Consider the following 25,374-nt stretch of genomic DNA (forward strand, 5'->3'; position numbering starts at 1 on the left):
GTAAGCAAATCATCATGGGCTCGGCTGGGCGCTCCGGCTACGCTCTGATAAGCTCGCTTTACTGTAAGATATTTTTGGGGATGTGATGCAGGAAAACACTGTCAGGCTGCAGCCGCTACAAGGTCCTTTATGGCCTTTATTGTGCCGGGCTGGCTTCAGTCTGTTGCGTCCGCAACGTGATTTTGGCGCCAACAGACTGCAGTTCCGCCATCAGCTCCCTGCACCTGCAGCGGCCGCCATCAGTGCCTACCAGCAGCATTTCGCCTTTGCGCCTGAAGCGGTCCCCTTATGTTTTTATTACCCACTGCTACAACGGGCGCAGCTTGCCAGTATGTTGCAATGCCAAGGGCTGCGTGTCGCCGGGTTGATCCATACAGACAACTATCTGGAGGCGCTACAGGCACAACCCCCGCAAATGCTGTGCGGCAACGGTCCTGTGCGAATCGATACAGCGCTACACACAGAGAATAATGAAAAAGGCCTGTATTTACGCGTGGAACAACAGCTGTGGCAACAAGGGCAACAGGTTCTCCGCGCCAGTAGCGGCTATCTGTTAAAAAAAAATCCCCGCAGCGCTGCGCCTGCCGTAATAACGGCAGCTGTACCGGAAGAGCAGCACCACAGAGTGCAGGCACAGATCCAGACCCAACCGGATGCGGCACGCCGTTATGCCCGCTTGTCCGGTGATTTTAATCCGATCCATTTATGGCACTGGTCCGCACGGTTATTTGGCCAACGCCAACCGATTTTACATGGCATGGCGAGCGCGGCGTTGCTATGTCAGGCTCTGCCACAACCGCTGCAAAGCCTGACCTTACGCTTTCGCAAACCGGTGTATCCGGGCTCATTATTGCAGTTATGCCAGATCTCAGACGTCTTACATCATCTGTATGACGGCCAACGGCTGTGCCTGGAAGCCGAGCTGCGCTATTGGCCGGATGCTCATGCATTCGACATCCATTAGCCGGGCGCTACGCGTGTTGCGGCGCTGCGGTTTGTGGTGCTTGGTGTTTTCTGCCTGCACGCTGCCGGCAACAGCGCTGTGGGCTGACCAATTGTTGACGCAAGAATTGCCTCCACTGCCCCGCACAACCTCTGCCGATCTCGGTTTATTGAGACAACAAACCGAGCAACAACAGGCGCTGCCGGTCTATCCGCTGGCGTATTTTTTTCAGCATGAGCAATTCAGTGATCCCCGCTTAACTAAACCGCTGCTGTCGCCGGACGGCCAATGGCTGTTGTATTGGCGCCAGCAGGGCTTTAGTTACTGGTTATGTCGCAGCCGTGGCGACGGCGAAGAACAGGTGCTGCTAAAACAGCGCCAACCACCGCCGCCATCGATGGTATTCAGCCAGGACCAACAAGGCGTGTGGCTCGGCGCCACCGATCTGCTGCAGTATCTGGATCTGAACCGCAAAGCACTGCGGACCATCTGGCAACCGGGTTTTGCCCTGCCCGGTTCGAAACAATTACCGGGCAAATCAGCCGTCTCGTTATTACAACTCAGTAGCCACGGCGGTATTCTGCAGTGGCAGCGTGACGCCCATGCTGCTGTTGACTACCAGTACTGGCTGGTCAATGCACAAAGCACAGCGCGGCTGCTGCACCAACAAACACAGCCGCTGCAACAGTTGTGGCTCAGCACTGAGGCCAAACCCGAGCTGCTGCTGCAGTTCAGTGGCAACCGCTTTGATACCGAAATACAACTCAAACCGGCCGCCAATCGGCAGTTTCAACCGTTGTTATTGTGCCCGGCACCCGCCCGCTGCGTGCCGTTGGCCCGGCAACACGATAACGGCCACTGGTGGCTGCTTAGTGATCAACAGCGTGACGGGCTGAGTTTATTGCAACTGAGTACTGCTGGCAGTGCCGTTTGGCTAACCGCGCCGGAAGCCAATCCCGCTGCGCGCCAGCCTGATCTCAGCGATGTGCTGTTCAGCGCCGGCGGCGACTTGCTGGCCAGCGCCAGGCTGACCGATCAGCTGCGCTGGTATGGTCATACAACGGCCTGGCAGCAACTACTGCCAAAGGTGCAGGCACTGGCGCCGACCGGCTCCATGCAGCTGCAACTGGCCGGACAAAACCGGATTTTGCTGGCCAGCTTCAGCTTCAGTGACCGTCAGCAGCAACAACACTGGCGGGTGCAAATCAGCCCGCAAGGCCAACTGCTGCAGGCACAGCCGCTACAACTGACACCACGGCGCCAGGAAAAGCCCGGGGTACCGGCGCAGTTGCTGGTTTGGATATCCAGCGATGGGGAAGCGATCCCAGGTTATGTTTATTTGCCGCCGGGCCGGCCGCTGGCGCAGTCGCCGATCATCGCCTTGCCGCATGGCGGTCCATTTGAACAGAGCAAACCCGAATACAACGTGCTGGTGCAATTGTTGGTGAATCGTGGTTTTATTGTGCTGCAACCAAATTACCGCAGTTCCACCGGGTTTGGCCGACGTTTTATCACACTGGCACGCGGCGATTTTGGTCAGCATAATCCGGCATTGCAGGATGTCATCAGCGGACTGGACTGGCTGATCAAGCACGGTATCGGCGATGCGCAGCAACAAGCGATGATCGGCCATTCATTTGGCGCTTATCTGGCGCTGCAGGGCCTCAGCTCAGAACCGCAACGTTTTCGCTTTGCTCTGGCGCTGGCGGCACCGGTAGATCTGGCAGCAACGCTGCAGCGCTATGTGCCGCAAGCCGCTACGCCCCCACAACAACGCCCGCTCAGCCTTGAACTCAATGACTTTGGGGTGCGCTGGCAAGACCCGGCATGGCAGCAACAAATGAGCAGTGAAGCGCCGCTGGCACAGGCCGCACAGATCCAGCGCCCGCTATATTTATGGGCCGGCGGACTGGATGATCGGATCGATGCCGGCACACTGCTGCGCTATCAGAAGCTGTTACAACAACTGCAAAAACCGGTACGAATGTGGCTGGACCCAAACGCCGGTCATCAGCCGCAATCGCTGTTATCACGCCAGTTGCAGCTATATCTGACTGCCAGCATCAGCCTGGCGCACCTCAAAACCGCCCCACCTTTGTTGCCGATGCAGCCTGCTCAGGCTACCGAACAAACCGGCTTATCGCTGCAACAGGCCAGTCTGGAAGAGCTGGACCAACAACTGCAGGCATTAGAAATTGTGTTGCCTCCCGCTGTAAATTAACAGTTAATTAACTATTCTATGGTTTCTGCGGATCAGCGGATCCGCAGCGAACTGCCGGGCGCATGGAGTGCCCGCCTGCTCACAAGGACACAGTGATGACGCCGAACTTCCATTTTTTTGCTGTCGCCCTACTGGCTGCAGCGCCTGCCATGGCGCAGGTTGAACAATTTAATGTCGCTCAGTGCGCGCAGCTCCAGCTGGCGCTGGAGCAAAATCGTGATCTGCAACGCCGTGGTTATCGGCTGAAACAAGAGCTGAAAATCAAAGGCCAGCAGGCCCAGCTGGAACTGCAGTTACATTATCATTGCCAGCAACCCACCGAAAAAACACCGCCATCGGCCCGGCAGCAGGCACGCCGACAGTCTGCCCGACGCCCGCCCACGCCCCACAGGCTCGCAGCGGCAAAAAATCCAGCTGCGCCCGGACTGCAAATCTCTGAGATCCAGGTGAAAGCGCCGTATCAGGGTGCCAAACTGACTGCTTGGTTACAGTTTTATCAGCCGCCATTTTATTGTTACGGCGTGCGCCAGACCGCGCGGATCCGTCAATGTGTCGAGCAACGCCAGCAAGCGCAGCAGCAATTTGAGCAACAATATGTCGAATCAGTCACTGGCAGGTAAAGACCATGACTTGTCTGACCAGTAGCAGTCGGATATGCTGTGGACCGGTTTTTTTCTTTGCGGAGTTGTGATGAAAGTCACTATTAAACAAGCCCAGCGCATGCTGTTCTGGTTCGGACTGCGGTATATCCCGCTGATCGGTTTTTGCAGCCCGAAGATCCGCGAGATGTCGGATAACCATCTGGCGGTCAGCATGCCGCACACCTGGCGCACCAAAAACCATCTGGGCAGTATCTATTTTGGCGCTTTGGCAATTGGCGCGGATTTAGCCGGTGCTTTTCTGGTGTTCAGTAAAGCGCGTGAACGCGGTATCAATGCCAATTTTGCCTTTAAAGATGTCAAAGGCGAATTTTTAAAACGGCCGGAAGCTGAAGTCTGGTTCCGCAGCAATGACGGCGCACTTATCGACGCCATGATGGACGAATCCATTGCTACCGGACAGCGCATCAATAAAACGGTCAGCATCACAGTGACCTGCCCTTCGCTGCACGGCGACGAACCGATGGCTAAGTTCGAGCTAACGCTCTCAGTCAAAGCCACTGCCAAAAAAGCCGGTTAAACCGGCGCTGGCATTACTGTCGCCGCTCTGTGCAGCAATTGCAGCAGGCGGCAGTTCTGCGTACACTGCGGTTTTTGTTGGCAGAGCACCTTTTCAGAGAATTCCCGCATGCAACACTTACCCGGCAACCTGTTTATTCTGTCTGCGCCAAGCGGTGCTGGCAAATCCAGCCTGATCAATGCCTTACTGGCACAACATACCGATATGCAGTTAAGTGTATCGCACACGACCCGAGCCCCGCGGCCGGGCGAAACCGATGGTGTGCATTATCATTTTGTCAGTGTTGAACAGTTCAAACAGCTGATTGCCGAAGGTGTTTTTTTGGAGTGGGCTGAAGTGTTCGGTAATTTTTATGGCACGTCGCGCCATGCGATCGAAATGGAGCTCGCCAAAGGCCGTGATGTGTTTCTTGACATCGACTGGCAGGGTGCGCAGCAAATCCGGCCACAAGTACCAGGCGTGTTATCGGTATTTATTCTGCCGCCAAGCGTGGCGGAACTGGAAAAGCGCCTGAATAACCGCGGCACCGACAGCGCGGAAATCATCGCAAAACGGATGGCACAAGCCCAAAGCGAGATCAGCCATGTCACTGAATATGATTATGTTTTAATCAATGATGACTTTCAGCAGTGTCTGCAGCAGTTTGCCGCTGTGGTCCTCAGCCAGCGCCTGACACTCGCCAAGCAACAACAGAAGCAACCGGCCTTGTTTGCCAGCCTGTTGGCTACATCGGCAAAATAGCGTACACTAACCGGCTTTGAACGAATCAGTCTTATCCCGGAGTGCAAAATGGCGCGCGTAACAGTCGAAGATGCAGTAAATAAAATTGGTAATCGTTTTGACCTGATCCTGGTCGCTTCACGCCGCGCACGTCAGCTCTCGGTAGAAGGCAAAGAAGCAATGGTCGACATCGAAAACGACAAATGCACCGTAGTCGCGTTGCGCGAAATCGAAAAAGGCCTGGTCACTGCCGACATCCTGGACCAACAGGAACGTCGCGATCAACTGCAACAAGAAGCTTCAGAAATGGCTGCTGTTGCTGCCATCATCGGTTCAGATCACTAAGTTCTGCTGATCTAAAGCCGAATGCCAACGGGGCCTCCCGTTGGCAAGCCTTTAAAATCCACGTATATTTGAGCTTGTAAGCAGATATTGCCCTGATATCTGGATCCGGAGTCTCATCACTGTGTATCTATTTGAAGGTCTGAAACAACAGATCAGTGCGTACTTGCCGCCTGAGCAGGTTGCCCTGGTGCAACAGGCCTACATGCTTGCGCGCGATGCCCACGCCCCGCAGTTCCGCTCTAGTGGTGAACCTTATATTACCCACCCGGTAGCCGTAACCAGCATTTTGGCTGACATGCGGATGGACCACGAAACGCTGATGGCCGCCCTCTGCCATGACGTGATCGAAGATACCGAATACAACTATGATGATCTGCACCAGCGTTTTGGCGCCACTGTGGCCGAACTGGTACAGGGTGTATCGAAACTCGATAAAGTAAAATTTAAAGATATCAAAGAGTTCGAAGTCACCAACCTGCAGAAAATGTTTCTGGCGATGACGCAGGATATTCGGGTGATCCTGATCAAACTGGCCGATCGCACACACAATATGCGCACTATCGGCGCGTTAAAACCAGAGAAACGCCGCCGTATCGCCCGCGAAACGCTGGAACTCTACGCGCCCATCGCCAATCGGCTCGGTATTCACAACATCAAAAATGAACTGGAAGACTGGGGTTTTCGCGCCTTGTATCCAATGCGTTACCGCGCACTGGAAACTGCAGTCAAACAGGCTCGCGGCAACCGCAGCGAAATCATCGATAAAATTCAAAGTGAAATCTCTGCCCGCATACGCGACGCCGGCATCAGTGCTGACGTCACAGGCCGCGAAAAACACCTGTACAGCATCTATCGCAAGATGAAAAGTAAAGAACTGATGTTCAACGATGTGATGGACATTTATGGCTTTCGCGTCATCGTAGACAGCGTCGATTCCTGTTATCGCGTGCTGGGTGTCGTGCACAACCTGTACAAACCGATTGAGATCCGCTTTAAAGATTACATCGCTATCCCGAAACAAAACGGTTACCAGTCATTACATACCTCGCTGGTGGGCCCGCATGGCATTCCGGTCGAGATCCAGATGCGCACCCGCGATATGGACGAGATGGCCGACAACGGCATCGCCGCACACTGGAAATACAAAAAGTCTGGCGAACAAGGCGACAGTGCAGCCCAGATCCGCGCGCGCCGCTGGATGCAAAGCTTGCTGGAAATTCAGCAAAGCGCCGGTAACAGCTACGATTTTGTTGAAAACGTCAAAACAGAACTGTACCCGGATGAGCTGTATGTCTTTACGCCCAAAGGCAAAATTGTCGAATTGCCGATTGGTGCCAACGCCGTCGATTTTGCCTATGCGGTACATACCGATATTGGTAACCGCTGCGTCGGTGTGCGCGTCGACCGCAAACCTTACCCGCTGACCAAAGCGCTGGAAACCGGCCAGACGGTTGAGATCATCACCAGCCCGGGCGGCAAACCCAATGCCAGCTGGCTGAATTATGTCGTGACCAGCCGTGCCATTATGGGCATCCGTAATTTCCTGAAAAAACAGCAACAAAGCGAAGCTGTTGCGCTGGGTAAACGCCTGCTCGGATCGGCTCTGGGTGAAGTAAAAATTGAAACCATTGCGCCGGAGCGAGTCGATCGGGTACTGGCCCATACGACGAAAAAAACCCTCGACGAGTTATATGCGGATATAGGTCTCGGCAATCAGCTCCCCATCGCCGTGGCGCGCCGTTTGCTCGGCGAATTTGATGAAGTCAGTAGCGTCGCACAAACGCCCACTGATGGCAGCCTGCCGGCTAAAGTCAAAGCCGTCATTGTCGGCTCGGAAGGCTTGTTGACGACCTTTGCCAAATGCTGCCGGCCTATTCCTGGTGACCCTATTGCCGCCAGTGCCTCTCCCGGCAAGGGCCTGAACGTACACCGTGCCGAGTGTCGTAATATCCGCGGCTGGGAAAAAGAGCCGGGCAAATATTTCCCGGTGAAATGGGACAAAACCGGTGATAAACAATTCCTGGTCGATATCCGCGTGTTTATCGTCAACAAACAAGGCATGCTGGCCAAACTGACCACAGTGATTGCGTCGCAGGACTCCAATATTCAGGATTTAGCGACCGACGATCGCGACTCCGGCGATTACGTGATTAAAATCACCTTATCGGTACGGGATCGCATTCATCTGGCCAATGTCATGCGTAAGATCCGGGTCACGCCGGATGTGATTAAAGTATACAGAAGGAAGTAGCTACCATGTCTAAAGTCATTATCAGCACTGCCGAGGCCCCTGCCGCTATCGGCACTTATTCTCAGGCGGTCAAGATTGGTACGACGGTCTATCTGAGCGGTCAAATTCCGCTGGTGCCTGCGACGATGCAGCTGGTGTCGGAAGATTTTGCCGAACAGGCGCATCAGGTATTTAAAAATTTGGCTGCGGTCTGTGAAGCCGCCGGCGGCAGCATCAACGATATGGTGAAGGTGAATATCTTTCTGACCGACCTCAGCAAGTTCGCCACCGTCAACGAAATCATGGCGCAATACTATAGCCAGCCTTATCCGGCGCGTGCGGCAGTGCAAGTCAGCGCCCTGCCACGCGCAGCTCAGATTGAAATTGACGGTGTGATGGAGCTGCCATCAACCAATTAAGCAGTCTGTACCGCTGGCTGCGCCAGCCACTGGGCTTTATCGCGGTCCTGCTATCATCTGCTGTGCAAGCAGCAGATGACAAACCGGTGTTGTACTGGTGTTTGGACCATTTCCCGCGCTTTCACGAATTCCAGCGCCCTGATCGTCCGGTCGGCGCTTCTGTTGATCTGATGCAAGAACTGGCGCGCCGCGCCGGGTTTACTATCGAATTTAGCCCGCGCACGCCGGTCGCCCGCTGTTTCCGCCAAATGGCCAGCGGCGAAGCCGATCTGATGACTAATCTGAACAAAACGCCGGAACGCGAGGCACTGATGCAGATGTTTCCCTATAGCGAACGCGTCCCGGAGTCGTTGTACCAGCGCGGCGATGATCCACGCACCATCAATCAGCTCAGTCAACTTGAACATCTGACGCTGGCGACTGTGCGAAACTACGCCTATCATCCGGATCTGGTGACGCTGATCCGTCATCTGGGGCCGCATCGCCAAGTGGAAGTCGCCAGCATCGCTGCAGGCTTTGATGTGTTAGCCAAAGGCCGGGTGGATGGTCTGATAGTGCCGCGTTTCAGTTCGCTGGATTATCTATACAACACACCGAGATTACATCTGAAGTTTAAACGCGCCCCGCTGATGCTGAAAACAGCGACACCGCAGTTTATTTATATCGGATTTTCGCGGTACAGCCGTCACGCAAAGCTGGCTGGTGTGATTGAACGCACAATTGCAGAGATGATGGCAGATGGAACTGTCAGTCGCTTATATGCACCGGATGCAGCTCAAACCGATTTATCTATATTGGTTGGTAACTAAGGGCAGGCCTCTGGTCGCAGGGAGTTGCAGATGTCGGCAAGGTTCGGCTTAATTGCGCTTTTGTTGCTGTGGAGCAGCTTGCCAGTCCGCGCAGCCGATGACGTAGCTTTAGCCGCAGATCGCGCCAAACCGACCTTGCAATGGTGCCTGCACCATCTGCCGCCCCGCCACAGCTATTTACCCGGTCAACAGCCGACAGGGCCTATGGTCGATATGATGCAGGAACTGGCCACTGCCAGCGGTTTTACCCTGACGTTCAGCCCTCCCACGCCAAGCAGCCGTTGTCTGAAGTTACTGGAACAAGGCAAAACTGATTTGATGATGGGGCTGGTGTTCACCGAAACGCGCAATGCTGTGTATTTGATGGCGCCATTTGATGAAGTGCGGATGACCAGTTTTTTTGTCGCGCCACACAGCCCGCAGCTGCAAAATCAGCAAGATCTGCGCGGCCGGATCGTCGTGCTGACAAAGGACCGAGTGTACCCGCCCTCATTCCTGAAGCTATTGCAGGAGCTGCATATGCGGGTGGTCTGGGGGAAAGATCTGGAAAGCGCGCTGGCACTGCTGCTATACCAACAGGCCGAATTGTACGCCGGACCCTTGCACTACACCGCGCTTGAACTGCAGAAAAATCCGCGCTTTAAAACGCTTAAATTAAACGACTGGCAATTGCCATCAGATCCCAGCCAGCAGAGCTATCTCGCCATGTCTCGGCTCAGTCCGCATCGTGACCTGTGGCCGGTGCTTACCGCCGAATTGCAGAAAATGGTCGACGCGAAAAAAACCCATTTTTATTGAAGACCACCTGATGCGCAGCAAAACCTGCCGGTTTTCCGTTATGATGCGGCATATGACTGTCTGCGGACCTGACTGAATTTGAGCCGGACCTCCCTCGCGAATCTTGCCATCGTGCACCTCAAAGGTGTGGGTGCAAAAACTGCTGCTTTGCTGGAAAAACTGGGCCTGCATTCAGTACAGGACATTTTGTTCCACCTGCCATTACGGTATGAAGACCGCACCCGCGTCTGTCCGATCGCGGACACCTGGCCGGCGCAACAGGTCAGCGTGCAAGGCGTGGTGCAAAGCAGTGAGATCACCTTTGGTAAAAGGCGCAGTTGGGTCGTGGTCCTGCGCGACGGTAGTGGTTCGATTACGCTGCGGTTTTTCCACTTCAGCGCGGCGCAAAAAAATGCCGTCGAGCCCGGTGTGCTATTGCGCTGCTTCGGCGAAATTAAACGCGGCATGCGCGGCGTCGAGATGCTACATCCTGAATACAAAGTAATGAAAGATGATGCAGGTCCTGAGCTTGCAGAAACACTAACGCCGGTGTACCCGACCACGGAAGGACTAAAACAGGGCAGCTGGCGCACGCTGACAGAACAGGCCTTAGTCGAACTACGTCGCGCGGCGCCGGAAGAATATCTGGCGCCGTTGTTTGCCATGCAAAGTCTGCAAGCTGGCCACTGGCAAGCCTGGAGCCTCAGCGATGCTTTGTTCTACCTGCACCGGCCGCCACCGGATGCCTCGTTGCAACTCCTCGAGCTGGGTCAGCATCCGGCACAACAACGACTGATTTTCGAAGAGCTGGTCGCGCAGCAACTCAGCATGTTGCAGATACGAAGTCAGTCGCGCGGTCAAGCTGCCCGCGCTATTGGCGCAGATCCACACTTTACGCCGCAATTACTCGCCAGTTTGCCATTCAGCCCCACCGGCGCACAACAGCGGGTCCTGGCCGATATTCAGCGCGATTTAGCTAAAACTGAACCTATGCTGCGACTGGTGCAAGGTGATGTAGGTTCCGGCAAGACGCTGGTCGCGGCCTTATCCGCCTTGCCGGTGATCCATGCCGGCTTCCAGGTCGCCTTGATGGCGCCGACCGAACTGTTGGCAGAACAACATGCCGTCACTTTCCGGCGCTGGCTGGAGCCACTGGGTATCCAAATCGCCTGGCTTGGCGGTAAAAGTAAAGGCAAGGCCCGTGACGCTGAACTGGCGGCCATTGCCGATGGCAGTGCGCAGCTGGTGATTGGTACTCATGCGTTATTTCAGCAACAGGTCCAGTTTGCCGCCTTAGCACTTGCTATCATCGATGAGCAACATCGCTTTGGCGTGCATCAGCGGCTTGAATTGCGCGCCAAAGGTGCTGTACAGGGGTTTGCACCCCATCAGCTGGTAATGACCGCAACGCCCATCCCACGCACGCTGGCGATGACCGCCTACGCCGATTTGGATACCTCGGTCATCGACGAACTGCCGCCGGGCCGCACACCGGTCACTACAGTCGCCGTGCCGGATACGCGCCGTGCTGAAGTGGTCAGCCGGGTCAAGCAAGTCGTACTGGAACAAGGCCGGCAAGCCTATTGGGTCTGTACCCTGATCGACGAATCCGATGCATTGCAATGTCAGGCCGCTGAGATCACCGCCACCGAACTGACTGCCGCCCTGCCGGAACTCAAGATTGGTTTAGTCCATGGCCGATTAAAAAGCAGCGAAAAACAAGCGGTGATGCAAGCCTTTGCACGCAACGAATTACAACTGTTGGTAGCCACGACCGTGATCGAAGTGGGCGTCGATGTCCCCAATGCCAGCCTGATGATCATTGAAAATCCGGAACGGCTGGGTCTGGCGCAGCTACATCAGCTCAGGGGCCGGGTCGGCCGGGGCAGCGCAGCATCGCATTGTGTGCTGTTGTTTCACGCGCCGTTATCGCCGACTGCACAAGCGCGCCTCAGTGTGCTCAGAGACAGCAATGACGGTTTTGTCATCGCGCAGCGTGATTTAGAAATTCGTGGTCCCGGTGAGTTACTCGGTACCCGTCAGACCGGTCTGGTTAGTTATCGCATCGCTGATTTAAGCCGGGATCAAGACTTTATTCCGGCAGCACAACAGGCAGCGAAGCAGCTATGGCAACAAGATCCACGCGGCAGCGAAGCACTGATCCGGCGTTGGCTCGGTTATCGTGAATTGTATGCTCAGGCCTGATCAGGCCTCCAGCCACAATTTGCGTACCGCTGCGACCGACGGATGCGAGATCAGCACTTGCGCTTCTTCCAGCAGTTGCACAGCGTCTATTGGCTGCTGCAGATGTAAACGCAGCACCAGACAGTCTTCACCGTGGTACTGTGCCAATTCAGGTGCGCTGATATCGTGTACTGCCGGGTGTTTCAGGTCATAGCCGCATTGTTCTGTCACTTCCTGTAAAGTCACGTCATCATCGGATATGTCAACTGCGATATATAATTTCATCTGCCTGATCCCGCAAAGCTGTATGGTCAGTGCTGATTGTGCCATAAAGTTGCCGTTCGCCGCAGCACAGCAGACAATCTGCCGCCGGCAGATGAAAACTGATAGACGCCAAACCGTATCTGCTTGGTATACTGTATTTTTTTGTGTTCCAGCCAAAAACAGCGGATCCCTGATGAGTATCGAATACAAAACCCGTACCCAAGTTGTCGCGGAAGTGATCCGGCAGAAAATTCTGTCCGGTGAAATCAAAGGCGGTGCACCGCTGCGCCAGGCCGCCCTAGCCGAAGAGCTGAACGTCAGCCGCATTCCGATCCGGGAAGCCTTATTGCAGCTTGAAGCTGAAGGATTGGTTGAATTTGAAGCGCATAAAGGCGCAACTGCTACGCGTTTGTCGGCTGACCAGGTCTGTGAACTGTTTGAGCTGCGCGCAATGCTGGAAACGGATTTGTTGCGCCGCGCTATTCCGTTATTGACTGCACAGGACCTGACAGACGCCGAATCGTTGCGCCAGCAAATGTCCAGCGCTTATCAGCAGCAAGACAGTTCCGGCTGCTGGAGCGTGCTGAATACCCAGTTCCATTTGACCTTGTACCGGGCTGCCGGCCGGCCGCTCAGTTTTGAGCTGGTGCAGCAACTGCTGACTACTGCGGATCGTTATATCCGTGTGCATCTGATGCTGGCAGGCGGTGTACAAAAAGCAGATCCTGAACATAGCGACCTGCTAAAATATTGCCGGGAAGGCAAGGTGGACGCAGCCTGCTCCCTGCTGCAACAGCATATTCTCGGCGCAGCTGAGGAAGTGAAAAATATCGTTGCGAGTTTGCAGCAGGCGGGCTGATGTGACGATTCTGCGTCGCAGCAAAAACACATTCAGACGGCTGCACTGCCAAATATTGACCAGTGCAGCCAGTAAATTGCGACAGATCTGTGAATCCGACACGGTCGCTGCTTTTTTTTCGGGCAAAACCGGATCTTTTCCTGTATATTGTCGCCCTATTTTCAAACCCTAGCTTATCGAGATGACTATGTCAGCAGATTTATCGTTATACAGAAACATTGGTATCTTCGCCCACGTTGATGCCGGCAAAACCACTACTACCGAACGTATCCTGAAACTGACCGGTAAAATCCATAAGATAGGTGAAGTTCACGAAGGTGAATCTACCACCGACTTCATGGTTCAGGAAGCTGAGCGCGGTATTACAATCCAGTCAGCCGCTGTAACCTGTTTCTGGAAAGGTTTCCGTTTCAACGTTATCGATACCCCGGGTCACGTTGACTTCACCGTTGAAGTTTACCGTTCTCTGAAAGTTCTGGATGGTGGTATCGGTGTATTCTGTGGTTCTGGCGGTGTTGAACCTCAGTCAGAAACCAACTGGCGTTATGCCAACGATGCGAAAGTATCGCGTCTGATCTTCGTTAACAAGTTAGACCGTATCGGTGCTGACTTCATCCGCGTAACAGAGCAAGTTAAAAACGTTCTGGGCGCACAGCCATTAATCATGACTCTGCCAATCGGCCGCGAAGATACCTTCGTTGGTGTGGTTGACCTGCTGTCTGAAAAAGCTTACGTATGGGATGACTCTGGTCTGCCAGAAAACTACAAAGTAACTGATATCCCGGCTGACATGCTGGATGACGTTGCTATGTACCGTGAACAGCTGATCGAAACTGCTGTTGAGCAGGACGATGACCTGTTAATGGCGTACATGGAAGGCGAAATGCCAACTGTGGAACAAGTTAAAGCTTGTATCCGTAAAGGTACCCGTGAACTGGCATTCTTCCCAACTTACTGTGGTTCAGCCTTCAAAAACAAAGGTATGCAATTACTGTTAGACGCAGTTGTTGATTACCTGCCATCACCAACAGAAGTAAACCCACAGCCACTGACTGACGAAGAAGGCGCGCCAACTGGCCAATACGCTATCGTTTCTGCAGACGAGCCATTCCGCGCTCTGGCATTCAAAATCATGGACGACCGTTTCGGCGCCCTGACCTTTATCCGTATTTACTCTGGTGTTCTGAACAAGGGTGATACCTTACTGAACTCATTCACTGGTAAAACCGAGCGTATCGGCCGTATGGTTGAGATGAACGCGAACGACCGTACTGACCTGACTACAGCTCAGGCCGGTGACATCATCGCGTTAGTAGGTCTGAAGAACAACACGCAAACTGGTCACACACTGTGTGATCCTAAAGCAGAATGTACTTTAGAACCAATGATCTTCCCAGAGCCAGTTATCTCTATCTCTGTCACGCCAAAAGACAAAGGTTCAGTTGAGAAAATGGGTATCGCTATCGGTAAGATGGTTGCAGAAGATCCAACTTTCCGTGTTGAAACTGATGTTGATTCAGGCGAAACCATCCTCAAAGGCATGGGTGAACTGCACTTAGATATCAAAGTAGACATCCTGAAACGTACTTACGGTGTTGAATTAGTCGTAGGTCAACCACAGGTTGCTTACCGCGAAACTATCACTCGTGAAGTTGAAGACAGCTACACGCACAAGAAACAATCTGGTGGTTCAGGTCAATACGGTAAAATCGACTACCGCATTCGTCCAGGTGAGCAAAACTCAGGCTTCACTTTCAAATCAACAGTTGTTGGTGGTAGCGTACCAAAAGAATTCATGCCTGCAATCGAGAAAGGTTTCCAGAGCATGATGTCAACCGGTACTATGGCTGGCTTCCCAGTGTTAGACGTAGAAGTTGAAGTATTCGACGGTGGTTTCCACGCAGTTGACTCATCAGCCATCGCGTTCGAAATCGCTGCAAAAGGCGCATTCCGTCAAACTATGCCTAAAGCTGGCGCTCAGCTGTTAGAGCCAATCATGAAAGTTGACGTGTTCACTCCAGAAGACCACGTTGGTGATGTTATCGGTGACTTAAACCGTCGTCGCGGCATGATCTCTGGTCAAGAAGCTGGCGTAACTGGCGTTCGGATCAAAGGCGACGTACCGCTGTCTGAGATGTTCGGTTATATCTCTACACTGCGTACTATGACTTCTGGTCGTGGTCAGTTCTCTATGGAATTCTCTCACTACTCGCCATGCCCGGCGAACGTGTCTGAAGCAGTTATTGCTAAAGAGAAAGAAAAGAAAGCTGCCGCTGCTAAGAACTAATTAGCGCTTTGCTTTGAAAAAGCCCCGCAATTGCGGGGCTTTTTATTTGGGTTTGCTCACACTTAGCAACGCAGGCTATGCGCCAAAATTCTGCCAGCACAAAGGTCGGACAAAACGCTGATAAGCTGCGGTGCCAACCGCAGTAAAGCGCAGATCAGTACTGGCCGGAAATGGCCCGCCATGATGCATTGCCGCACAGACTTCGACACCGGTCGGCATCTGATTGCAGATCAATCTGCCAGCCAGATCCGGTAATTGTTGCACCAATGCCGCATGAGTCCGTAAATCCTGTTCAGTGCCATAGACAGTCGCCGTCAGCTGACCATGCAAGCTCGGTAATATCGTCAATAACTCAGCCTGACTGCGATAACGGATTAACACAGTTGCAGGGCCAAAAATCTCCTGCTGCAACTGTGGTAAATCTGACCACAGCGCCACGTCCGTGACAAACAGCCGCGGTAATACCTGACAGCCCGCTTCGCCCACTTCGCTACTTCCCATCGCCACAGTCATGACGCCTTCAAGGCCCTTTAACAGTGCACAGCCATGCCGATACGACTCGGCAATTTTCGGCGTCAGCAACGTGACAGATGAAGTCGCGTTGAAACTGGCTGCGAGTGTTTGCAACAACGCGGGGGTTTCCGCCTGTTCCGGCACAAAGACCAAGCCCGGCCGCGTACAGAACTGCCCATTACCGAGCAACACGGATTGCGCCAATGCGGCCGCGAAACTATCGCCGTGCTGCGCTAACTGATCCGGCAACAAAAACAGCGGGTTTTGTGAACCCAGTTCGCCATAAAAAGGCACCGGCACAACACGCTGTTGGATCAGCCGTTGGAAATGCAAACCCAGTTGCTGTGAACCGGTAAAGGCTACTGCCTTGACCACCGGGTGTTGTAACAATTGCTCGGCAAACGCATGTTGCTGAGCAAATACCAGCTGAAACACGCCAGCTGGCAAATCGCAGTCACGACGCGCCCGATCAATCGCCTGCGCTACCAGTGCCGATGTGGCCGGATGCGCATTATGTGCTTTGACAATGACCGGGCAGCCCGCCGCCAATGCACTGGCGGTATCACCACCTGCCACTGAAAACGCCAGTGGAAAATTACTGGCGGCAAACACCAGCACCGGCCCCAGCGGCACAACGTCCAGCCGTAGCTCCGGGCCCGGCAGCGGCAAGCGCTGCGGTTGCGCACTTTGATATACAGTGTCTGCCGGTTCATTCAGCAGTGCGGCAAACAGCCGCAACTGCGCACAGGTGCGGCCGCGTTCCCCTTCGACCCGCGCCTGCGGTAAGGCGGTTTCCGCCATTACCGTGTCAATTAATACCGCTCCCAGCGCTTCAATTTCCAGCGCGATTTGGCGTAAAAACGCCGCCCGCTGCGCCCGGCTGCTGTGACGATACTGACTAAAGGCGGCCGCGGCGCTGTCGGTCAGCGCTGCTAATTCAGCCGGACCAGCTTCCGGAAAATACCAAGGCAGTGCGCTATTCTGCGCCGGTGCATAGCTGTGAAATGCCACATCAGCCTCACCTTGCCAGCGCCCATCGATCAGGTGCTGCGCATGAAACGGCGTATCGCGATCGCGCAGCATGTGGGTAAAAGTATTCATTAACGTACCTCAAAACCAAAAGCATAAGGATCCGCATCATCAACGCGGATCTGGTTGGCGCCATACACCTGCGCCCAACCGGCGATAGACGGGATCATCGCCGGCAGACCCGCCACTTCAGTTGCGGCCTCGACCACACCGGTGAACTGGCTGCCGATAATGCTTTCATGGACAAAACGGTCACCGACTTTCAGCTGGCCCCGTGCATACAGTTGCGCCATCCGCGCGCTGGTACCGGTGCCACAAGGGGAACGGTCAATTGCCCCGTCGCCATAGAACACCGCATTAGCGGCATCTGAGCCTGGTGTCTTCGGTTTGCCGGTCCATTGCACATGGCTGATGCCCTGAATACTGGCATCGAGCGGATGCACACAGGAATAATGCTGATTGGCGATAGTGCGTACTAACGGGCTATAACGCAGCACATCGGCGGCGGTCCAATGCTCCAGACCAGGGAAATTCGCCTGTGGCTCGACAATCAAATAGAAGTTGCCGCCATAGGCCACGTCAAAGCGGATCTGGCCTAAGCCCGGCACTTCAATCTCACCATCTTTAATCGCAAGAAAAGACGCGACGTTACGGATCTTCACCGAAGTCACCTTGTCGCCGTCACGTTGAAAAGTGACCTGCACTTGCCCGGCCGGCACATCCAGCACCAGCTGACCCGGCACTTTAGGCTGCAGCAGCCCCGCTTCCAGTGCTGCCGTCACAGTGCCAATGGTGCCGTGCCCACACATCGGCAGACAGCCACTGGTTTCGATAAACAGCACCGATGCATCGGCATTGGCGCTGCATGGCGGGTATAAAAATGCGCCGGACATCATGGCATGGCCACGCGGCTCGAACATTAGCGCCTGGCGGATCCAGTCAAATCTGGCCAGAAAATCCAGCCGTTTCTCACTCATAGTCTGGCCGTTCAGCTGCGGATGGCCGCTGGTGACCAGCCGCACCGGATTGCCGCAAGTATGGGCGTCGATACAAAAAAAGGTGCCTTTCAGCATCGGTATGCTCCTGTTTGACCGCAGCCGGCCAGATGATGAATTATTGCTGCAGCAGACGCTGATAATGGCTCAGATCCGGCCGGCTCGCGAGCGCCTCTGCCAGCACTTTTTCCACATAAGCGCGCTCATCACCGATTAACGTCAGCCGTGGCAAGCGCACCTGCTCACTGCCGCGTCCGACCAATTGCTCAGCGAATTTGATGCATTGCACCAGCGTCGGGATCGTATCGAGGCGCAGCAACGGCATAAACCAGCGATAAATTTCGCGCGCTTCTTTTAAGTAACCGGCACGGGCCAACGCAAACAAAGTGACAGACTCGCGCGGGAAGACGTTGGTCAAACCGGAGATCCAGCCCGTTGCACCGAGCAGCACCGACTCCAGCGCAATATCGTCGACGCCACAGAAAATCACGAATCTGTCACCGAAGCGGCTTTGCAACTCAGTGATGCGACGTGTATCAGTGGTCGATTCTTTAATCGCGACAATGTTCGGCTCTTCCGCCAGAATCGCCGTCATCTGCAGGTTGATATCAACACCATAACTGACCGGATTGTTGTAAATCATAATCGGTAAAGTTGTCGCGCGCGCGACGGTCTGATAGTGCACCAGCACTTCACGATCGGTGCCGCGATAGACCACGGCCGGCAACAACATAATGCCATCCACGCCGATTTGTTGCGCATCCTGCACATAGACCACCGCATCTGTGGCACTATGTTCTGTACAGCCGGCGATCACCGGGATCCGGCCGGCGACGGTCCGCACCGTGTGCTGCAGAAATTCACGCTTTTCTGCGGCGCTGAGCGAAGCATTCTCGCCGATGGTGCCAAGCGCGATGATCCCGTCGATGCCATCGGCGATCAGTTGCTCCAGCATCCGCTGATTTTCGGCAAAGTTAATGCTGCCATCCGCATGAAACTGCGTTGAAATCGCCGGAAATACCCCGGCCCAATTCACGCTGAATGGGCTACGCTGGGTAGATGAAGTTGTTGTGTTAGTTGTAGTGGGCATAGACCCATCCCCTGTAATTGAAATTGCATTGACGTTCGAACTTGATTTTAGGATATTGTATACAATCTTATCAATCAAGCAAAATATACTCTGGGAATAAGAGGGACAGAACAACAGATGCAACTCATCAGTGTGATAGGCGCAGGCGTCGTTGGCCTCGCGACTGCAGTACAACTGCAACAAGCCGGTTATCAGGTTACTCTCATCGACAAAGACGGGCCAGCTGCCGGTTGTTCCAGCGGCAATGCCGGTCATTTTGCGACGGAACAGGTGTTCCCGTTGGCATCTTTTGCCGTACTGCGACAATTACCCATCATGTTATTAAATCCGACCGGGCCGCTGCGCTTACGCGCTGGTTATTTGCTGCGTGCGCTGCCGTGGTTGCTGCGCTTCGTCGCCAACGTCGCACCTGGCCGGCAACAGGCATTGCAGCAAGCGCTCAGTGCGTTAAATCAGCAGGCACTGCCAGCGTGGCAACGGTTACTGGCGGTGACGCAGGCCGAGGATCTGGTGCAATATCGCGGCGCGCTACTGGTGTCCGAACAAGTCAGCCTGAAAAAACTGGCAGCGACTTTCAGCCAATATCAGCAGGCTGGTGTGTCAGTGCGCTGGCTGGAACAAGCCGCGTTAATGGCCCGCGAGCCAACCCTCAGTCGCAAAGTACAAGGCGCGATCGAATTCCCCGATGTGGCGCATACGGTTGATCCATATGCACTATGCATGCGGTTATTTGCCAAATTTCAGGCGCTTGGCGGTGAGTTTCGCCAACATGAAGTACGCCGCATCAGAGCGCACGCGGATGGCTATATGTTAGATCTGGCCGAAGGTACGGCTGCTGGCTACAGCGGTCAAATGGCACAGCAAATCCGCACGCCACAGCTGGTGATTAGCGCCGGCGCCTGGTCGCATCAGCTGTGCCGGCAACTGGGCTGGAAAGTGCCGCTGGAAGCGGAACGTGGTTATCATCTGATGACACAAAGCCGGCCGCTGCAATGCCCGGTTAGTTCGCTGGAACGCAAGTTCATTATGACGCCAATGCTGCAGGGACTTCGCCTGGCGGGTACTGTCGAGTTTGCCGGCCGCAACAGCAAACCGGATTACCGCCGCGCCAAAGTGTTATTGCGCCACGCCAATCAACTGCTGGCCGAACCAACGGCTGCCGATCCGCAGGCTGAACCCTGGGCGGGTAACCGGCCGTCGTTACCGGATTCATTACCGGTGCTTGGCGCTTGTCCGAAGCACCCGGGTGTATTTTACAACTTCGGCCATCAGCATCTGGGGCTAACCTGGGCGGCCTGTAGTGCGGAGATATTGCTGGCCACCATCCGGGGGGACAAGCCGGCGGTAGCGGTCACGCCCTACCGCATTAACCGGTTCTAAGCATTCAGCGCGGGCGGCGCAAATGCCGCCAGGCGTCGAATGAATACAGGCCTAAAGCGGCCCAGATAAAACCAAAGGTCAGCAGCTTGCTTGGATCCAACGCCTCGTTGTACAGAAACACGCCAAAGACAAACATAAAACTCGGGCCTATGTACTGGAAAAAACCCATCGTTGACAGCTGCAGCCGTTTCGCCGCCGCGATAAAACACAGCAGTGGCACTGTGGTCACCACACCGGCGGCCACTAACCACAGATTCAGACTGAGTGGATTTTGCGCCAGATTGGCATAAGGACTGTCAGCAAACTGCCACCAATAACACAGCGCCAATGGCAGCAGCAGCAGCGATTCAATAAACAGCCCGCTGATGGCATCGGTCGCAAGTTTTTTCCGGAACAGGCCATACAACGCAAAACTGCCGGCCAGCACTAAGGCGATCCATGGCAAAGAGCCAAAATGGATCAACTGCAACACCACACCACCAAACGCCAGCGCTACCGCGGTCCACTGCAGTGGCCGCAGCCGCTCGCCGAGAAATACCATGCCCAGCAGCACATTCAGCAGCGGATTGATGTAATAACCAAGACTGGCGTCGAGCATATGCTGATTGTTGACGGCCCAGATAAACAATCCCCAGTTGCCGGCCAGCAGCAACGCGGTTCCCAGCATCGCAGCCACCATTTTGGGTTGCCTTAACACTGCAGCCACTTTCGGCCATTGCTGCAACAGCGTCAGCACAATGGCCAGTAACAGGAAAGACCAGACAATCCGATGCAGCAGAATTTCCAGTGCCGGTACTTCGTCGATCTGTTTGAAATAGAGAGGAGCTATGCCCCAGAGGGTATAAGCGGTCGCCGCAAAAGCGCCGCCGATTTTTTGTTCGCGTGTCAGTGACATTCGGAGGTTCGCCTTGCACCCGCCCTGCGCTGAATTATCCGATATAAAACGGCGGGCCGGCAAAGCAGGCATTTTAGCGGATGTCAGAACACACCGATACCAAAGCCGGGGCAACGGACTGTTTATTGTGGGCAACAATAAAATGGCGTGGGAGCGCGGATTCGCCATGATGTCGGCGGCAAGCCAAATTTTTGGCGTCTCGAAACCACTCCCCAGCCTTCGCCAGAGGCGAAGGCAAAGGCAAAGGCAAAGGCAAAGGCAAAGGCAACGCAGGTTGCCTGTTGCCGTTTTTACCCAACTAAGTATGTCCCGGTGCCGAGGGCTATGTGCAGGCCTTCGTTGTTGTGCAGTTCCATCCGACAGACACACACTTTATTACCGGAGCGGATCACCTGCGCTGTGGCGATAAACTCGTCGCCACGGCCTGGACGCAGGTAGTCGGTGCGGATGTCGATGGTGCTCATCTTGCCGAGTTTGGCAGCGAGCTGGCTGTGATCAGTCATATCAAGCCGCACCAGCGCACTGGACACCGCCATGATGCCGCCGACCACGTCGAGCACAGAAGCAATGACACCACCGTGCAAAATCTGCTGTACCGGGTTGCCTACCAAATCAGATTTCCACTGAAACCGCACTTCGGCGCGCTCCGCTGAAAACGCAGTCACACGCAAACCCAACAGCTGATTAAACGGCATTTGCTGAAATACCGAAGCGATAAAAGGCAGTAAATCGTTGGTTTGCATCATCAGACTCCAGGTTGGCCTGCATGCAAGCCCGACACACTTTTACTGGTACGAGCAGTTAAATTACTGTGCGGCAGCGTCGCTGTAAAGCGCTCCGTCAGAGACCATCCCTCTCATCGCAGTGGCAAGATGACAACATTGTCATCCGGCAGTCATCTGGTTGTCGGCTGCATCAGGCCATCTTAAGCTGTTATGCTGAGCTGTATCTGGTGGCCGCCGCCATTGTCTGAAGAGAGTCACAATGCGTTTATTGATCGTCGAAGATGAAATGAAAACCGGTGATTACCTGAAACAGGGGTTTATCGAAGCCGGGTTTAATCCGACCTTATGCCGCAATGGCCTTGATGGCCATCACCTTGCGATGACAGAAGACTTTGACCTGATTATTCTCGATGTAATGCTGCCGGACGTCGATGGTTTACGCATCGTCAAAGCCCTACGACAAGCCGAACGCCACACACCGGTCTTACTGCTGAGCGCTCTCGATACGGTTGACGACCGGGTGCGTGGATTGGAGCTTGGTGCCGACGACTATCTGGTCAAGCCTTTTGCCTTTAATGAACTACTGGCCAGAGCCCGCACTTTGCTGCGACGTGGTCAGCTCGCACCGCAATCAGACCGGTTGCAGGCGGCAGATTTAGTCCTCGAGGTGGCGAAACGCCGCGCCAGCCGGGCCGGTAAAAAGCTCAATCTGACGCCGAAAGAATTCGCTTTGCTGGAATTGATGTTGCGCCGTGCCGGTGAAGTGCTGCCCCGCACCCTCATCGCCAGCCAGGTCTGGGATATGAACTTTGATTCTGACACCAACGTGATTGATGTCGCTGTGCGGCGGCTACGCAGCAAAGTCGACGACGACCATGTGCTGAAACTCATTCACACGGTGCGTGGCATGGGCTACAAGCTGGAGGTGCCGGATGACGACGCCTGCTGAACAGCAAACATCAACGCCAACACGGCCTTTAGCCATGGCCAGCCGGGTACTGCTATTTGTCGCGCTGGCCGTGTTGCTTTGCGCCGCACTGCTGGCAACGATGCTACAAAATTCAATTGAAGCGCATTTTGCCGAACAGGATGCCGGAGAGTTGCAGGCGGTAGCCCACTCGGTCTTGCATACCTTGCAGGACCCGACGTTAGGCCCGCAGCAACATCATGCCAGCCTGCATCAGGTGTTGACCGGTCATCATCAAACCTATTACCTGGTGCTGGATGCCACTGAAAAACCAGCACTTAGTGCCGACGGCGCCGATCTGACGCCATTGTTTCGCTTGACCCGCGCGGTGGAACAAATCACGCCAGCCGATTTAGTCAGCTGGCAACAAGCAGAACACACCTATCGCGGTGCCATTTTGCAGGGGCCCAACGGCCTTCGCATTGCAGTGGCGATGGAAATGGAATTTCACCTGCATTACCTGCATCTGCTGCGCTGGACTTTATGGTTAACCATTGCCGCCGCAGTCGCGCTGATTTTACTGGCGGCCTGGTTTGGTGTGCGCCAGGGTTTATTACCACTGCGCCACCTCAGTAATGACATCCGTCAAATCAGCGCAGAACGCTTACATGTGCGGCTGGAACCCAGTCAGGTACCAGTGGAACTGGCCGAGCTGGTGCAGAGTTTTAATCAGATGATTGAAAATCTGCAGCAAGGGTTTGCCCGCTTGTCAGAGTTTTCTGCCGATATCGCCCATGAACTGCGCACGCCACTCAGTAACCTGATCACTCAGACCCAGGTCAGCCTCAGCAAAGAACGCAGCCTCGAAGAATACCGCGAATTGTTGTATTCCAATCTGGAGGAGCAGGAGCGACTGGCCAGGATGGTCAGCGACATGCTGTGGCTGGCGAAAACTGAGCATGGCCTGCATAAATTGCAGCTGGAGCCGGTGGATCTCGCGTCGATGTGTCAGCAGTTATTTGAGTTTTTTGATGTGATCGCCGATGAAAAAAATGTCCAGCTGCAATACGAAGGTCCGGCGCTGACCATCGACGCTGACAAGCTGATGCTGCAACGCGCGTTGTCGAACTTGTTATCTAACGCCATCCGTCACGCCGCTGCGCACAGCACTGTCCGGATCAAGGTGACCTCTGAGATCACTCAGGTAGACATTCGAGTTATCAATCAAGGGCTTGTCATCGCAGCTGAACACTTGCCGCGTCTATTTGAACGTTTTTACCGCGCCGATCCATCCCGACAACGCCACAGTGAAGGCGCCGGTCTTGGCCTTGCGATGGTGAAATCCATTGTCGAACTGCATGGCGCCCAAATTAACGCCAGTTCCGTTTTAAAAAACAGTCAGGAACCCAATCAGGCACAAACCGAATTTGTGCTGCACTGGCCACAATGAATCATGCTGGACAGATGGCCCTGCTTGCGGCAAAGTTAAGGCTATCGGGCCTTTGTCCAACGCTGTCATTACAATGCAACAGCTTTGTGCTGAACTGAAAGGCCAGATCCACCACGAAAATAAATCCGGACGATCCTCCTGCCAGCGCTGCACGTATCGTCACAAATAAGAATAACAACAGGGATTTTTTATGCTGTTCACGCTATTTATCGTCTGCTGGTTTTCCGCTTCCATGTTCTATGTGTACCAGCTGCGCGGCGACGCCCGATATCAAAGTTTTAGTCAGTATTTACGCAAGAGCTGGCCGATTTTCGCCCCATTTAACTGCGTGTTGTATCTGTTTACCAAACGCAAAGCACAAGGTGCTTACATTGACCCCGCCCAATATAAAAATCTGCATCTGATCCAACAGAATTACCCGGTCATTCTGGCGGAAGCCAAAGCGCTGTTTGAAAACAAAGCCTTTTGCCAGACCAATGAACCTGGCAGCCCAGGTTATTACGACGTTGGTTTTCGTACCTTTTTCAAGTACGGATGGAGTAAGTTTTATCTGTGCTGGTACGGCTATCAGCATGAAAGTGCAAAAAAGAGCTGTCCACAAACGCTGGCTATTCTGCAGCAAGTACCGGAAATTAAAGGCGCCATGTTTTCAATTCTGCCGCCGAATTCCCAGCTCACTATTCATTCGGACCCGCTCGCCTGTTCTCTGCGTTACCACTTTGGCCTGATGGTACCGAATTCGCCGGATTGCTTTATCAACGTGGACGGTAAAGCCGCGCACTGGCGCGATGGTGAAGCCTTTATTTTTGACGAAACTTTCCCGCATTTTGTCCGGAACGACACCGACAAGTATCGTTTGATCCTGATGTGTGACATCGAACGCCCCATGTACTGGCCAGGCCGGTTGTTCAATTTCTTTTATGGTTTTCTGGTGCGAACCACCGTCGTGCCGAACACGGCAGAAGATAAAGTGGGTAAAGCCAGTGCCTTGTTTGCCAAAGTGTCGCCACTGCTGGGCCAAGGCAAAACCATGAAAAAAACCAATCCACGCTTATACAAAGTGGTGAAATACAGCCTGAACACCACACTGCTGGTGCTGTTTTATCTGCTGCTGCATGGTATTTATCAGGTGGTTGCCAGCGTGATTTGACCC

General features: G+C 54.2%; 23 protein-coding genes. 17 read left to right on the plus strand and 6 right to left on the minus strand.

The window, feature by feature from the left end:
- The first annotated feature begins 85 nt into the window (after positions 1-85).
- The 11 genes from ACFFJP_RS13915 (at position 86) to recG (ending at position 11,848) form a co-directional block, all read left to right on the plus strand.
- On the plus strand, positions 86-964 hold the full coding sequence (locus ACFFJP_RS13915) for a MaoC/PaaZ C-terminal domain-containing protein (RefSeq protein WP_377245116.1): 879 nt from the start codon (positions 86-88) through the stop codon (positions 962-964).
- On the plus strand, positions 945-3,164 hold the full coding sequence (locus tag ACFFJP_RS13920) for an alpha/beta hydrolase family protein (protein WP_377245119.1): 2,220 nt from the start codon (positions 945-947) through the stop codon (positions 3,162-3,164). Before ACFFJP_RS13915 ends, ACFFJP_RS13920 begins: the two co-directional genes overlap by 20 nt.
- Before the next feature lie 95 nt (positions 3,165-3,259).
- Complete coding sequence (locus ACFFJP_RS13925; protein ID WP_377245122.1) at positions 3,260-3,784, plus strand: hypothetical protein; 525 nt, start codon at positions 3,260-3,262, stop codon at positions 3,782-3,784.
- 70 nt (positions 3,785-3,854) lie between these two features.
- Positions 3,855-4,343 (plus strand): PaaI family thioesterase, encoded by a 489-nt coding sequence (locus ACFFJP_RS13930; protein ID WP_377245125.1) that lies wholly within the window; start codon positions 3,855-3,857, stop codon positions 4,341-4,343.
- Positions 4,344-4,451: 108 nt separating this feature from the next.
- Positions 4,452-5,084 (plus strand): guanylate kinase, encoded by a 633-nt coding sequence (gmk, locus tag ACFFJP_RS13935; RefSeq protein ID WP_377245128.1) that lies wholly within the window; start codon positions 4,452-4,454, stop codon positions 5,082-5,084.
- A 48-nt stretch (positions 5,085-5,132) separates the two neighbouring features.
- Entirely contained in the window at positions 5,133-5,408 is a 276-nt protein-coding gene (rpoZ, locus tag ACFFJP_RS13940) for a DNA-directed RNA polymerase subunit omega (RefSeq protein WP_377245131.1), read from the plus strand.
- Between the two features lie 121 nt (positions 5,409-5,529).
- A complete protein-coding gene (spoT, locus tag ACFFJP_RS13945; RefSeq protein ID WP_377245134.1) occupies positions 5,530-7,659 on the plus strand; it encodes a bifunctional GTP diphosphokinase/guanosine-3',5'-bis pyrophosphate 3'-pyrophosphohydrolase in 2,130 nt (709 codons plus the stop codon).
- Between the two features lie 5 nt (positions 7,660-7,664).
- Positions 7,665-8,057: a deaminase RidA gene (gene ridA / locus ACFFJP_RS13950; RefSeq protein ID WP_377245137.1), complete on the plus strand. Its 393-nt coding sequence runs from the start codon at positions 7,665-7,667 to the stop codon at positions 8,055-8,057.
- Positions 8,058-8,119: 62 nt separating this feature from the next.
- Entirely contained in the window at positions 8,120-8,866 is a 747-nt protein-coding gene (locus tag ACFFJP_RS13955) for a substrate-binding periplasmic protein (protein WP_377245140.1), read from the plus strand.
- 30 nt (positions 8,867-8,896) lie between these two features.
- Positions 8,897-9,664, plus strand: coding sequence for a substrate-binding periplasmic protein (locus tag ACFFJP_RS13960; RefSeq protein ID WP_377245143.1), 768 nt, complete (start codon positions 8,897-8,899; stop codon positions 9,662-9,664).
- 78 nt (positions 9,665-9,742) lie between these two features.
- Complete coding sequence (gene recG, locus ACFFJP_RS13965; protein WP_377245146.1) at positions 9,743-11,848, plus strand: ATP-dependent DNA helicase RecG; 2,106 nt, start codon at positions 9,743-9,745, stop codon at positions 11,846-11,848.
- On the opposite strand, the gene ACFFJP_RS13970 is transcribed toward recG, so the two are convergent.
- Entirely contained in the window at positions 11,849-12,112 is a 264-nt protein-coding gene (locus ACFFJP_RS13970; protein WP_377245149.1) for a hypothetical protein, read from the minus strand.
- Positions 12,113-12,284: 172 nt separating this feature from the next.
- Here ACFFJP_RS13970 and ACFFJP_RS13975 point away from each other — a divergent pair, with 172 nt between their 5' ends.
- Both ACFFJP_RS13975 and fusA read left to right on the plus strand, forming a co-directional pair.
- A complete protein-coding gene (locus tag ACFFJP_RS13975; protein ID WP_377245152.1) occupies positions 12,285-12,950 on the plus strand; it encodes a GntR family transcriptional regulator in 666 nt (221 codons plus the stop codon).
- A gap of 181 nt (positions 12,951-13,131) precedes the next feature.
- Positions 13,132-15,237 carry an elongation factor G gene (gene fusA / locus ACFFJP_RS13980; RefSeq protein WP_446686831.1) on the plus strand — a complete coding sequence of 702 codons (2,106 nt, stop codon included), beginning with the start codon at positions 13,132-13,134 and terminating at the stop codon, positions 15,235-15,237.
- 75 nt (positions 15,238-15,312) lie between these two features.
- Here the strand turns inward: fusA and ACFFJP_RS13985 are convergent, their stop codons facing one another.
- Genes ACFFJP_RS13985 through dapA form a run of 3 tightly spaced genes read right to left on the minus strand, consistent with a single transcriptional unit; the run spans position 15,313 to position 18,864 of the window.
- On the minus strand, positions 15,313-16,851 hold the full coding sequence (locus ACFFJP_RS13985) for an aldehyde dehydrogenase (NADP(+)) (RefSeq protein ID WP_377245156.1): 1,539 nt from the start codon (positions 16,849-16,851) through the stop codon (positions 15,313-15,315).
- Entirely contained in the window at positions 16,851-17,852 is a 1,002-nt protein-coding gene (locus ACFFJP_RS13990; protein WP_377245159.1) for a 4-hydroxyproline epimerase, read from the minus strand. Before ACFFJP_RS13990 ends, ACFFJP_RS13985 begins: the two co-directional genes overlap by 1 nt.
- Before the next feature lie 40 nt (positions 17,853-17,892).
- Positions 17,893-18,864: a 4-hydroxy-tetrahydrodipicolinate synthase gene (dapA, locus tag ACFFJP_RS13995; protein WP_377245162.1), complete on the minus strand. Its 972-nt coding sequence runs from the start codon at positions 18,862-18,864 to the stop codon at positions 17,893-17,895.
- A gap of 117 nt (positions 18,865-18,981) precedes the next feature.
- Between dapA and ACFFJP_RS14000 the strand changes: the two genes are divergently transcribed.
- A complete protein-coding gene (locus ACFFJP_RS14000) occupies positions 18,982-20,244 on the plus strand; it encodes an NAD(P)/FAD-dependent oxidoreductase (protein ID WP_377245165.1) in 1,263 nt (420 codons plus the stop codon).
- Between the two features lie 4 nt (positions 20,245-20,248).
- Here ACFFJP_RS14000 and rarD read toward each other — a convergent pair whose 3' ends face one another.
- Both rarD and ACFFJP_RS14010 read right to left on the minus strand, forming a co-directional pair.
- The gene (rarD, locus tag ACFFJP_RS14005; RefSeq protein ID WP_377245168.1) at positions 20,249-21,139 is read right to left on the minus strand and encodes an EamA family transporter RarD; all 891 of its coding nucleotides are present in this window, start codon (positions 21,137-21,139) and stop codon (positions 20,249-20,251) included.
- A 290-nt stretch (positions 21,140-21,429) separates the two neighbouring features.
- A complete protein-coding gene (locus tag ACFFJP_RS14010; protein ID WP_377245171.1) occupies positions 21,430-21,885 on the minus strand; it encodes a thioesterase family protein in 456 nt (151 codons plus the stop codon).
- A gap of 238 nt (positions 21,886-22,123) precedes the next feature.
- Here ACFFJP_RS14010 and ACFFJP_RS14015 point away from each other — a divergent pair, with 238 nt between their 5' ends.
- From ACFFJP_RS14015 to ACFFJP_RS14025, 3 genes are all read left to right on the plus strand, one after another.
- Positions 22,124-22,813 (plus strand): heavy metal response regulator transcription factor, encoded by a 690-nt coding sequence (locus ACFFJP_RS14015; RefSeq protein ID WP_377245174.1) that lies wholly within the window; start codon positions 22,124-22,126, stop codon positions 22,811-22,813.
- On the plus strand, positions 22,797-24,221 hold the full coding sequence (locus ACFFJP_RS14020; RefSeq protein WP_377245177.1) for a heavy metal sensor histidine kinase: 1,425 nt from the start codon (positions 22,797-22,799) through the stop codon (positions 24,219-24,221). The genes ACFFJP_RS14015 and ACFFJP_RS14020 overlap by 17 nt, the downstream gene beginning before the upstream one ends.
- A gap of 190 nt (positions 24,222-24,411) precedes the next feature.
- Positions 24,412-25,371 (plus strand): aspartyl/asparaginyl beta-hydroxylase domain-containing protein, encoded by a 960-nt coding sequence (locus ACFFJP_RS14025; RefSeq protein WP_377245180.1) that lies wholly within the window; start codon positions 24,412-24,414, stop codon positions 25,369-25,371.
- The last annotated feature ends 3 nt before the right edge of the window (positions 25,372-25,374 follow it).

Source organism: Rheinheimera tilapiae, assembly GCF_042432165.1.
Lineage (GTDB): Bacteria > Pseudomonadota > Gammaproteobacteria > Enterobacterales > Alteromonadaceae > Pararheinheimera > Pararheinheimera tilapiae.